The 13,205-nt window shown below is 37.0% G+C and carries 10 protein-coding genes; all 10 read right to left on the bottom strand.

Annotated features, from left to right (window positions below; genetic code table 11):
- Nucleotides 1–2: 2 nt before the first annotated feature.
- A complete protein-coding gene (locus tag MHH33_RS09265) occupies nucleotides 3–218 on the bottom strand; it encodes a hypothetical protein (protein ID WP_342543674.1) in 216 nt (71 codons plus the stop codon).
- A gap of 218 nt (nucleotides 219–436) precedes the next feature.
- On the bottom strand, nucleotides 437–1,075 hold the full coding sequence (locus MHH33_RS09260; protein ID WP_342543673.1) for a hypothetical protein: 639 nt from the start codon (nucleotides 1,073–1,075) through the stop codon (nucleotides 437–439).
- Between the two features lie 566 nt (nucleotides 1,076–1,641).
- Nucleotides 1,642–1,935, bottom strand: coding sequence for a 3-isopropylmalate dehydrogenase (locus MHH33_RS09255; RefSeq protein ID WP_342543672.1), 294 nt, complete (start codon nucleotides 1,933–1,935; stop codon nucleotides 1,642–1,644).
- 140 nt (nucleotides 1,936–2,075) lie between these two features.
- On the bottom strand, nucleotides 2,076–2,636 hold the full coding sequence (locus MHH33_RS09250) for a hypothetical protein (RefSeq protein WP_342543671.1): 561 nt from the start codon (nucleotides 2,634–2,636) through the stop codon (nucleotides 2,076–2,078).
- Between the two features lie 477 nt (nucleotides 2,637–3,113).
- Nucleotides 3,114–3,584 (bottom strand): hypothetical protein, encoded by a 471-nt coding sequence (locus MHH33_RS09245; protein ID WP_342543670.1) that lies wholly within the window; start codon nucleotides 3,582–3,584, stop codon nucleotides 3,114–3,116.
- A gap of 170 nt (nucleotides 3,585–3,754) precedes the next feature.
- A complete protein-coding gene (locus MHH33_RS09240; RefSeq protein ID WP_342543669.1) occupies nucleotides 3,755–4,435 on the bottom strand; it encodes a DUF3885 domain-containing protein in 681 nt (226 codons plus the stop codon).
- Between the two features lie 196 nt (nucleotides 4,436–4,631).
- Nucleotides 4,632–4,850: a hypothetical protein gene (locus tag MHH33_RS09235; protein WP_342543752.1), complete on the bottom strand. Its 219-nt coding sequence runs from the start codon at nucleotides 4,848–4,850 to the stop codon at nucleotides 4,632–4,634.
- Nucleotides 4,851–5,373: 523 nt separating this feature from the next.
- Nucleotides 5,374–10,641 (bottom strand): S8 family serine peptidase, encoded by a 5,268-nt coding sequence (locus tag MHH33_RS09230; RefSeq protein WP_342543668.1) that lies wholly within the window; start codon nucleotides 10,639–10,641, stop codon nucleotides 5,374–5,376.
- A 786-nt stretch (nucleotides 10,642–11,427) separates the two neighbouring features.
- A complete protein-coding gene (locus tag MHH33_RS09225) occupies nucleotides 11,428–11,595 on the bottom strand; it encodes a DUF3658 domain-containing protein (protein WP_342543751.1) in 168 nt (55 codons plus the stop codon).
- An 884-nt stretch (nucleotides 11,596–12,479) separates the two neighbouring features.
- Nucleotides 12,480–13,148 carry a phosphatase PAP2 family protein gene (locus MHH33_RS09220; protein WP_342543667.1) on the bottom strand — a complete coding sequence of 223 codons (669 nt, stop codon included), beginning with the start codon at nucleotides 13,146–13,148 and terminating at the stop codon, nucleotides 12,480–12,482.
- Nucleotides 13,149–13,205 lie beyond the last annotated feature (57 nt).

Raw genomic sequence — 13,205 nt, 5'->3', positions numbered from 1 at the left:
ATTTAAGAACAACATATTACCGCCTTGTTCAAATCCTTCTCATTTACTAAAACACTTCCATTGTCTTCAATTATGAAATCGACTTTGGCATTTGAAAGCCTTTTAATCGCTGAATCTATCGTTTCTTGACTGCTTGTTGAAGGTTCAACCCATACTTTATAGCTTTTTTCTTCAGAATTACAACCAGTAATTACGATAAAAAAACTTAGAATCATCATCGAGAGTAATATTCTTGATTTCACCTGTATCTCCATTTTTAAATATATTTTATTTGATTTGATTGTTCAACTAAACTGCCCCGTTAGTTCAATAAGAAAAGGGCTGCAAAGCAACTCAATGACCTTCAACTAAAGCACCCGTTAGTTCAATATGGCTTAAATGGTATAGGTATATATTTTAATGAAGAACTGAGAGCATTCTTCATAGGGGTACTCCATCATCTTTTTAAAGTTCCCACCCAAACATCTCCAACATTTACTTTATAAATGGTGTCACTTCCATAGCTAAGTTTAATTTTTTCGGTTTTATAAGATTTATTTAGTATCTCATTTACCTCTTCTTTTGTTCTGTACCCTGTCTCTATATCCTCTTTAATTTCCTCTTCCCAATACTTTTCGGCATCAATGTGGGCTTCCCAATCAAACATTGCTAATTTATCCTTTAATGACTCATATTTATGAAGTGGAAATACCTTTTTAATAGTGTTTTTATCAAAGGTATCATTGTAAAAATTTATACAGTCTTTGTACGAGACAACAATTTGGGAATTGATAAATTCAGGTTCATATAACCAAATCTTTAGATAAAAGTCTTCATTTTCTTTCGCCATTTTTTCATACCAGTTTAGATATACATCTATCATTTTGCTTAACAATAAACGGTTATACCAATTTGGTGGGTTTGTACGGACTAACGAATAAAAGGGATGAATCCACAACTTTGCGTAATCTTTTTGGTTTTCTCGTATGTAATCAATTTCTAAGTCGATTACATTTTGTCTCCATTTTTCTATTTTCCTCTTGTGACGCTTCCATCCCCTAATTTTCTTCTTTTTAGAGTGATAATACTCTTTCATTAATACACATCCCTTTGGCGTTGTTGAAACTGTGGTACATAAAATTTGTCCTAACTCAACTAGTTTGTAAATAATTCTTATTGAACTAACCTGCCCCGTTAGTTGAGTAAGAAAACTAAACGAGTAATTGCTCAAGTAAGCCAATAAACAGGATTGATAATATTACAGTTGGTATTGAAATTAATATCTTATTTTGCAACCTAATATTCTCGAATCGTTTATATATCTTATTTACTAATCGGTAACCGATTATTGCGATAAATAAACTTATACATATTGCTATTAAATCAACAGAAGTAAATGGTTTACCTAAGTATTGATCTTGGTAAAAGCTGATAACAAAAATTGAGGAAAATAAGATGAATTGATAAATACAAAATCTAACATAATTCAAAGTTGGTTACTCCTATTCGATTGCTATTAATGTATCCTTTATAAGATATTTCTTAGCATCAAGATTTTCCTCAAGCTACTAAACTGCTTTGTTAGTTCAATAAGAAATAGAGCTGGCTAAGTGGCACGAGGATCTTTAACTAAAGCACTCGTTAGTAGAATATAATCATGAATTACATTTTTCTGTTGTTAAATTTGTTTATTACAGTTGCTAAAATTGCAATTAAAAAAACGATGACGCTATTTATTATTAAATAGTATCCTAGCTGCATGCCATAGAATATTGCAAAAGCATCACGAATAACAAAAAGTGCTAATACACCACCGATTGTCCCAAATAAAACTGCTAATAATAATATTGTCAAAGCCGCAAAGTATAGATTTTTCTTTTTTTTGTAAGATATAAATCCAATAATATTTGCAACAACAATAAAAAAGCCCATAAGGATTAAGAAAAAATCACTCATTTAACTCCCCCCTTTTATAAACATATCTTACCATTTAAACTAAAAATCTTGTTGAACTATTCTGCCCCGTTAGTTCAATAAGAAAAAGGGCTGCATAGCAACCCGATGATCTTCATTAGTTGAATTACCTAAAGACTACTTTAACGAAGGGAAATATCTTTAACCATTTCCTTAGTAGATAACTTAGTATCATTTGTACCTATCAAAAAGGAATACCCATGTAAAATGACTTCTGTTAAGGTCTCCCTTGTATCTAATTCAAAAATCGGTTTCTGTGCAAATACTTTTCCCTTTAATATATCTATCTCTGTTGTTTTAAAAACAATTTCTTTGGATGAATTAGTTATAAAGAAGTTTTCTTCAGTTAATTTCCATCCTATTTCATCTAACATTTTAACCAGTTCATCTATTGTATTTACTGTATCAATTCTTAATTTATATACTTTATCATCCGAATCTAAATCATCTATTTCTCGTACAAAATTATGAACTACTTTTAGTGGAAAGCTATTATAGTTCCTCCAAAATGCAGTTAACGTTTCTCTAAACTCACCGTCCACGTTGTACATAAATAATGGGTTTTCAGTACACTCACAATCCCAAAAGTCTATTTGATTATTTACAAAGTTGGTTTCATCGTCGATATTAACCATGCAATCCCACTTCCTTTTATTTAATTTTCTACCCCTTATTCTGTCCATAACTCTTTTTCTTATTGAACTAACCTGCCCCGTTAGTTCAATAAGAAAAAGGGCTGTTTAAACAGCCCGATGATTTTTAACTAAAGCACCCGTTAGTTGAAGAAGAACTAAGTTGTTATTTTTTTACTGAAGTTATCTTTACAAGGAAGAAAGAAATTACCAAAGAAATGAATCCAAATATAAAGACATTTAGCCAAGATATTTCTAGATTGAAAGGAGATATTTCCTCCATATTAAAAGTGTATAAGGACCACCATTCATCCCCTGTCGACAGAAAGACAGAAGCAAACAACCAAACACCAAATAACATAACAGCATTTACAAGCCAAAGGATTATATTCATGTTTCACTCCCCAATTTAACCGCTTTACAATTAATTCATTTTAGCATTCTTGTTAAACTAAACTGCCCCGTTAGTTGAATAAGAAAAAGGCTTTACCCCTTATTGAAGTAAAGCACCAGTTAGTTCTTTAAGTCCTACAATTTAATCCCCTTATTTTTAGACTGGATTAAATAGCTGCTATTGCATTCCCACTTATAGTGACCCACATTAAATTCCTTCAGGTCTATTAAATCCTTGAAATATTTCGGGATAATGCAATCCCAGTTTAAATTTTCTATTTTAAGAGGGAAATTATTTTCATTAGGATTAGGAGTATGAATATAAACTGCATCTTTACCAGCATCTTCATCATCTAATTCAATCCACGATTGATAAGGTTTATCAAGTGTGTCGAGCCTTTCTAATAAGTTTTCATATATAGCTAAATGTGCTTTTACATGCTCTCTTCTTATCTTTAAACTATTATTTCCAACCCCGAAAAAGTCTAGATGGGTATGCCATAAATCAAACCATCCCTCGTTTCCAAAGTCCAAATCATTATGCTCTACTGCTACCGTCCACCATAAATTACGAAAATAACTCCTTTTTCCACGAAACTTTTTCAATCTATTCCTCTCCAAACTCCTCAAAAAATCAAAACCTATATTACTAATTGATTATTCAACAAACCAGCCCCGTTAGTTTGATAAGAAAAGTATTGTCTAAGGAGCACTTGATCTTCAACTAAAGCACCGTTAGTTGAACAAGAGAAAATAGATGAATACTTTGATTGTTTTCATTTTTTCAATCCTCTTCCTCCTAACCCTTGTTCAATCCTTTTTCTATCAACTTCTTCTACCCAATCGTAGTATTTCTCATAAAGTGGACGTATTCGATCTGCTTCACGGGCTATAACTTCGCACCCTCGGTCGTCGTAGACAAAGAAAATAATGTCTTTTGTGATGTTCACTAAGAAAACATCGGGATAATCGATGGAGTACCTTCCGAACTTTGGTTTCAATGGAAAATCTTCATTACTCGCTGCCTTAAGTAATTCATTCACACGTATGTCTCCTCGCTTACACAACAAGGAAAATTGTTGCAACTCGAATTCTTCTGCTTCGTCCGACTCGAACGGATAAGGGTACGTTTTCACCTGAATTCGATTCAATTTATTTTTACACTTCAGAAACGGCTGGTATACCTTCAGTTTTCTAGTATGTTTCTCTTTTGTTTTGTGATTATAAACATTCGTCACGAAGAACAGCTCGTCATTTTGCTCAAACAACTCATTGAAAATTGTTGAGGTTTGCTTATATACAAGTCGAAATCGATTAAGATTGAGATCATCATTATCTTTGAATTGATAGATTTCCCCACCAAGTGAAAAGTGGATGCCAATGTCCCATTGATAATAAATGCTTGGGATTAATTCGACAGTTGGAAACCTTCCCTTAAGATAGTCCAATATGTTCATTTACTCATTCTCGCTTTCATTTACATCGAATTCAAGGTATCCGAAAAAGGTTTGGATTTGTCTACATAAATAATCGATTTGATAATAATTATAACATTGCATCTTCACCTAAACTGCCCCGTTAGTTCAATAAGAAATTAGCTGTATAAGTAAATAATATATCAACCATTTCATCTTTTAATTTTTTTCCGATAGTTTAAGGCTCACCTATACCCATTGCGAGTAATAGAAAAAAAGTGAACACCAGCATACAAATATTTAGAATCCCCCCGATAAAAAACCACAACTTGTTTCCTGAAATAAATGCAAACACAATCCCAATAATTGATAGAACACTAAAAATTTTTATACCAACATATATATCAGCATTAGGTCCTCTCAAAATATAAAAAGCAATAATACTACTAATAAACATTAGCAATGAGATAACACCGAATTTGTTCAAGGGTTATCCTCCTTAATTTAATCCTTTATAATTATTACGTTATTTAACCCAAATAGTTCCAATAAATGAAAAATTCTTCTTGAACTAACCTGCCCCGTTAGTTCGATAAGTTCAACAAAAAAGCGTTAATCCTGCTCGGATCAACGCAACTTTTTTGCAAACGTCGCGACATTATTCAAAATATCGCATCTTTATTTCAAAAATACATACATTGGTGTCATTGTATACTTAGTTTTAATGCTTACAGTTTCTAAGTAATATGAAAACTAAGACAAACCTGTTTTACAACGTATATAAAATAGCCATTCAACTTGGCTGATTTTCCCATCATAAATACGATGAAATTCGATATATTCAATTCTTCTGTCAATGCCGGTTTAGTTTTCCTCTTTAATGCCGGAAGGAGGCAAAAAAGGGTATGTTCGAAATCACTTTGAACATACCCTTTTTGATAATTTGTCATTTTATTTGATGGATATCGCTTTATGCAAATCTATTCTTCCAGCAGTTTAATTTCTACCAGTAATCTTTTTAGCATGACTGCTGTTTCTGCCCTTGTTGCAGATTCTTTTGGTTGCAATTCATTTGCCTTGTTTCCTTGAATTACGCCAAGTTGTATAGCTAATGCTACGTCTGCTCTGGACCATGCACTGATAGATTTACGATCGATATATTTTGCCAATACTTGATCCACATCCACTGTTGGTGCTTGTTTCTCTATAATTTTGTATGCACGACCCATCAATGCAGCCATTTGTTCACGTGTGATGTACATACTTGGTTTAAATGTATTGTCTTCGTAACCATTGATTAATCCTGCTTCAACAGCTGATTGTAGTTCCGAAACATACCAATCCGTTGGTCGGACATCTGTAAAGTTTTCTTGCTCCGTCGCTTTTGGCAAGTCGAGAGCACGCGCAAGTAGGGCTGTGAATTCTGCACGTGTAATATCTTTTTCGGGTGCAAATAATCCATTTTTCAGTCCATTAATAATGCCTTTTGTTGCTAATAATTCAATATCCTCTTTTGCCCAATGTTCTGAGATATCAGCAAATGTGATTGGCTCAGGCGTTGGCTCCGGAGTTGGTGTTGGGTTTGGAGGTAACGTGACATCCGTTGTTGCAGTTGCCACATTTGAAGAACCAGCGTTTAATCCGCCTGTTACCGTTACGCGGAATTTGTAAGTCGTGTTTTCGTTTAATCCAGTCACAACTGCTGAGTTTGAATCAACTGCTACAGAATTTGCTGTTGTAGCTGCCGTCCATGATAAGCCGTCAGTTGATTTTTCAATTTTTACATTCGTCGCATCAACAGCTGCTAGCCAATTCAGTGTTGCTGTATGATTCGTTTTTGTTGTTGCTTTCAATGTGTTCACAAGAGATTTAATACTTAACTCGTTGAAGAAATCTGTGCTAACTTTTCCGTCGACCATTTCTTTTGGTGTGATTGTTGCATCTGGGTTTGATTTGTAAAGATTCCCAACCAGAAAGTTCATATCCGTTGCATTGACAATACCATCGTGGTTCAAGTCTTCGATGTTGAAATCAGTCTGTTTTTGAACTCCGAATTTCTTCGCAACTTGTTTCACGTCTAACACGTCAATGACACCGTCTCCATTTACATCACCGGCTGCTGCAACTGGTTGAGCACCTTGTTTTTGTATATACTCACCGACGTCTTCGCCCCACGGTGTTTTCTTACCAACCGTCACTTTCTGAATGCTCTTCAGATGTCCAGGGGCTTCAACGACAATATCGATTGGATCTTTCGTTAAAGGAAGATTCTCGATATCTACAAAGCCTTTTTTGTCAATCGTTCCTTGCACTTTTGTCCCGTCTTTCAATTGCGCGTATGCTTTTGCTCCTATGATGGAATAATCCATCGTAAAGTTTGAATAGAACGCTTCAAGATGGGTATAGGATACCACATAATTGCTCTTTGGTATGATTTTATATTGGTTAATATGGTTGAATGATTGGATGACAACCGGTTCTTGCTCACCGTATTGTGTGTACGTGAATGGCACTGTATTAGCTTCGACGTTCATCGTGTCATAGTAGACGTCGTACATACGGTCATTTATCAGTTTAAATGTCACATCAAGGAATGGCGTATCACCACTGATTCCTTTAAAATCTTCACCACCGCTGATATGTGCGCCCGCATTCACCTCGTCTTTAATACCTGGATATAAAGGGTGTTCCTTCACAGTGGGTTCATCGACACTTACTGTGAATCCGTTTGCATCCGCATACTGCTGGAATGCTGGGTTAACTTTTACGCTTTGGAACTGGAAGAGCCAATCATAGAATTCAACATTGTAGTTTCCAGCCATCAAATCCTTTACGTTATGTAGATTTAATGTCATCGTCAACGTTTCATCTTGATAGACTTTTTCCTTATCGTAAGTTGGTATCACATAAGGTGTACCTTTTTTGACGAATGCATAGAAATTGGATTCATTTAAAATTTCCCCATTTTTCGCCATATCAATAGGGAATAGTTTGATTGTTGCTGGGCCATTCTCAATATCAGATGGTTCAATACCGAATTTTGTATCCCCATTTGCATCAAGTGGGAAATCGCCGTTTACTACAGCTTTTTGATTAAAGTAATAATATAGCTTATTTTCAGACTGTGTGTAGTCTGAAGATGCTAATTTTGCCGTTCCTTCATCCCACAGGTTGGCATGAACCCAATGCGCATTAGCCATATTTCCATCTGGCCCTTTTTCATTTGTAAAGTCCGAATCACTTAGCTCATAGACGCCAGGTTTATGGTCTTTTAACGTCAACTTCGGTAACGTGTTATCGATGATAAACTTTTTACTAACGACCTCGTATCTCACAGCATCTGCATCTGTTGTACGAACTTTGATTGTATATTCACCTTCTGGCAGTTTCGCCATTGGCTGCTTGATGTCTGTTTTTTCATCTTTCGGATCGCCGATAAACGGATAATACGATGGCGAGAATACTGCTCTTAGGTCCGTATCAAGAGGCGCACCGTTTAAACTAAATGGTTTTACCGAACTTGCTCCAAGTGCTTTGCCGTCTTTATCATAGATAATCGGCCATAAATCTTTCATCGGGCTGTTTAATCTGAAATAGATATAGCGAGTTTGAGGCGCCGTATATGGATGCCTCCAAGGCAGGGTTGAGATTGCTGGATTCAAGATCTCAACGTCTCCGATTCCTTTTTCAACGAAGCGAGTCGCGAACGGAATGCGATAGTGTTCATTTGGATTGTCATGGTTGACAATGTTCACATACCCTTCATATTGTCCCATCTCTGCGCTCGCAGGTATGTTAACCGTTGCCGTTACATTTGTTGCCTCCCCTGCAGCGACCGTCACAGATGCTGAAGAAGTCGTTACGGTTACATTGTTCGCTACTGCGTCACTTACATGTGCACTTACAGTATCAATCGGTTTACTATATTCTGCCGAAACGTCGAATGTTTTCCCTTGGGTACCGCGGTTTTCAAAGACAATCGTACGGTTTGTTGTATTTGTGCTATCGTCTTTTTTGTAAACCGTACCAAACGTCAATGAGCCTTTTTCATACGCGTTCTCTATAAAGCCACCTTTTCCATCACCTATTATCGTGGTGTCTTGTACCTTGAATGCCATCTCGTTATGAACAGCTTCTGCTACATCTACTTCACCTGCGCCTACTTCGTACACGGAATAGTCGCCATTTAGTTTGTCCGCACTATTCATCAACGCTGCTTTGACATCAGCCGGTTTGTAATCTGGGTGTGCTTGTAAAATCAGTGCAGCAATCGCTGCTACGTGCGGAGAAGCCATTGATGTACCCGAAATACGAGCATATGCTTGTGAGTAATCAATTCCTGTTTCTGGACTGTGGATAAATTCTGGATACGTCGAGTAAACCGATACCCCAGGAGCCACAACCTCCGGTTTAATGTCATAGGTTGACGTAACGGGTCCTCTTGAACTAAAATCGGCCAAATTGTTTCCTTCTGTTACAATCGATCCGATATTGGTAAACGTAATTGAATCCGTTTCAGCAGCTGCTTTTAAACGCTCGCCGTCTGCTTTTGACATCCGGAATGTTGGGATAAAACCAACACCACTTGCTAAATAGTTATCGATGTCGCCGTCGATATTGTTATACATGATTGCCGCCACTGCGCCTGCTTTTTGTGCATTCACAATTTTTTCACTAAGCGCATACGTTCCGCGCTCTATCAATGCTATTTTCCCCTGCAAATCAACATCTTTGAAATCATCCTCGCCACCTGAGCCAACAAACACAACTGGATACGTTTTATTCGCAAGTGTTTCCACGTGGTCATTGAACCCTTTTCCAAGCAATTTAAAGTCGGTGAACGTTTCGTTTCCAACTGTTGCCGTTGCGGTCGGAATCGACATCGAGAAGTCACTTGCACCAACCGTAATCGGAAGCGCTGCTGCTCCAGGTGTGCCAAGTGTATATGCATAATTACCTGAGTTTCCTGCTGCAATGACGCATGTAACACCAGCGATTGTCGCATTGTTAACCGCGATTGCTTCTGCTGATAATGGTTCGTTACTCGCTGCACCAAGTGACAGGTTAATGACTTTCATGCCGTCACTAACGGACTTGTCAATGGCTGCAACAATCCCGCTTGAAGCACCAGAACCATAAGGACCTAGTACGCGGTAGACATATAAATCAACGCCAGGGGCAACCCCTTGTGCCGGATATTCGACATTGGCTTTCGATTGTGCTGCGATTGTTCCAGATACGTGCGTACCGTGGGACGTCGGGTATTCACGGCCTGGTCTTACTGGCTTACCTGCATTCACCCAGTCATCATATGTTGTTTCCATCGGATCTGCATCGTTATCGACGAAATCCCACCCCTTAACTGATTTCGGGTCAATTGTACTAGGGTTCTCACCTTCTTGTTTTCGGTACCCTTTATACACATCCGTTAAATCTGGATGATTGTAATCGATTCCTGTATCTAACACGCCGACTTTAATGCCGTTTCCTTTAATGCCTGCGTTATGAAGCGCATCAATTCCCGGAAGTGGGATCGAATTTTCTTTTAACCCTTCAACGCTTTGCTGCTTCACTTGTTCCACTTCTATCGGGTCAAGTTTGACTATTTCATCTGCGAATACATGGCTAACAAGACCAGATTCGAATAGTCTCTCGACCATGTTTCCTGGAAGCGTCATGGCAACCCCATTTAACGCGTTCTTATATTCTCTTGTAATTTGGATGGCAGATGAATCTCCAGCATCTTCTTCACTAGCTAAAGTTTGCTTAGTAACTGCATTAACACTTGGGCCAGCTTTGTGCTGAGACAATCCATCCACAAATGCACGAAACTGTTTGTGCGAATCGCTTACGTCTTGTGTTTCTTCTTCTAATGTTGTCTTGTCTCCAGCTAATTGTGCCTGCATGACAGCTACTTTCGCCGGTGCTTGCTTGAATTCAACAATGACGCGAACAGATTCCGCGCTTGAAGTGTTGATCTTAGACGAAATTTCTGGACCACCTATGCTGTACTGATTCAATGCCGCAATCTGTTCTTTCGTCAACTGTGGAACGCTCGAATCCTGATGAAAAGGATCGATAGGTGTTGATGATGCCGCTAGCACGTTGTACGGAATGACAGATGACAATAATAAAGCACTCATCGTCGTAGTTGCTAAAATGTACTTTAACTTACGTTTTCTAGATGATAGAGCAAATACAGATAAGCTTTTTAAGACCTTACTTTTATTGTTTGCTTTTTTCCCCATTTTCTTTCCTCCAAGTCCCTGTCTCTTTATTACACATTTAGTGCAATGAATTACGAACGAAACAATGATTCTAATAATAATTTTTTTGTTTCTCCTTTTCCTCATTCCTCTCCCCTATCTAACTAAAAGTAAATTAATATATTTGTAAAAATGTAAAGGTATCGTGCCAATGACTTAACTTCACATTTAATACACTGATCTGTCTTTCAACATCAGGTTTTCAAAATTTTTCAACTAATCTGGTATCAACTGGGGTTTTCAACATCTATTCATTAAATATTCAGAAATATAAACCAATTAACCCTTATCATCCCACATTTATATTTTTCTGAAAATTAAACATAGGATGTATCTTTTGCTGTTCTTTGGTTCTATACCTGCATAAAACAAAAGTGCTATACCAAGAGGGACATAATAAGGGACAGGACATTTTTTTATAAGTGATTTTTAAATAAGAAAACGGAACAAGTTGATTTCGAACGGCATAAATGACTGCCTGTGAACGGCTTTTCACATTCATGATTGCGGTTTTAATTGTTGTTCTTTTTAGCAGGTAGTAATGGATCTGCTGTTATTACCGTAACAACGTTAGATATACCATCGTTCAAGCCGCCTACTACTTTTACTCTTAAATAGTAGGAAGTATTTTTAAACAATCCTGTAACCACTGCAATGTTTGAACCTGCTATAACCGGTTGTTTATCAGAAGTACTTTTATATGTAAATGTAGCAACGTCTTAAAAGACGTTGCTCTACTTGACTAAAGCATCCGTTAGTTTAAGAAGATTAACGGAGTTTCACACTGTAAAACCTCATTGCTTTTGGAATACCTTCTATTTCAAAGACTCCATTCATTATTAAATGTCTCACTCTATATTTAACAAACTGGTCGCCAATATATTGAATTAAATTCCCAATGGCTTCACCGATTACTCTCGCTTTTTCATAAAATATATTTCATCCGTTTCTGCAAAAACCTTATATTCAGGTTTAACTCGATAGAAAACAACCCTTATCTTCATTTATTCCTTCGAATTTGCTCGATTTTCAGTCGTTTTTGCGTTAATCCCTCTTTTCTTAACCTTAACACCTAAACAAAAATGCCCAAAACCCTTATATTCAAGGGTTTTGGGCATTTTATGAATGGTAGGTTATTTGCGTTAATATAATTTTTTTGCGAAGATTCCCTATATCCCCTAAATTACATCCATTCGTCATAGATGGCTTTCCGGGCATGGTCGTAGAGCCTTACGTAGTATTGCTTCTGTTTCAAATCGTGATGGCCCAACAGGGTCTGGATACACACGAGCGGCATCCCTTTGATGGCGAGGTGTGCTGCGAACGTATGTCTGAGCGTATGTGGGGTCAGCTTAAAGCCAAGCTTATTGGTTTAACGCGTAAACCGCTTTTGAATGGTCCGCCTGCAAATCTGCTCGCTATTGGATGTATTCAGAAACAGATATGGCAGGTCGTCCCACTGAGGTTCAAGATAGACTTTCAAGTGTTCCTCACATTCCTTCGTGAAGAGGACGATACTGGCCGTTTTCCATTCGGGATATGAATCGACCGTTCGGACCAGTTGATGTCTTTTTTCTTCATGGCAACGATTTATCACTGAATTTTTCACACACACAGGAAAGCGTTACCAATTGATCACTCCAAAGGATATCCTGCACTGGTTGAATTATATTAAAAATGCAAAAGACCTTCTCGGGACACTTTGAGAGGGTCTTTTTGTTTGGGAATTTTCAGGTTAAGCGTTGTAAGAAAGGCAGCATCCGAGTTTTCGAAAAGTGAAGTCCTATGAAAAACTGTACGATATAGATAAAAGACATTGCTTATTTATCAACTTTGAGATTATGTTTTCGTTCATATAACCTTTCTTTGTAGAACTGATATAGCCAAATGCTAATTATTAACCAAAAACCTCCAACAAAATATCCACCGATCACATCACTCGGATAATGAACGCCTAAATAAACTCGACTAATACCAATTGCTAAAATCATCAGAACGCTTAAAATTACTACAACAGTTCGTTCCCATTTGATGGGAATATGTCGCCACAGAATAAATGAGAGGATACCATAGATAGCTATTGCATTCGTGGAATGCCCACTAGGAAAACTATACCCCGTAATTTCAATGAGTCGATGCAGGTCTGGACGTGCTCTATGAAAAATAAGTTTTAACGTGATAAAAAGGATATTCGCGCCTACAATCACGCCTAAAAATAAAAGTAATTCTGATCTGATTTTAAACACAAAATAGAAAATTAACATAATTACAACCGCCAACAATACGATGGCTGTAATAGACCCAAGGAAAGTGAAAAACCTCATGATTGTCGTCAAAAAAGGGGTCTCTAATCCTTGAATTGAGTTGATGACTATATCATCAAATTTAATCACTTTTTGACCATGAACCAAAATAGCCATTACCCCAAAACCGATAAAGGAAAATAAGCCGATGATTAAAAAAATCGAAAGTTTAATTTTTTTATCCATGCATGAATCACACCATTTCGAACTAATAGTAAAAAATGTCCTCCTACACTCTTTAAT

Source organism: Paenisporosarcina sp. FSL H8-0542 (assembly GCF_038632915.1).
In the GTDB taxonomy this organism is placed as follows: domain Bacteria; phylum Bacillota; class Bacilli; order Bacillales_A; family Planococcaceae; genus Paenisporosarcina.
This window is presented reverse-complemented; position numbering and strand designations above follow the sequence as displayed.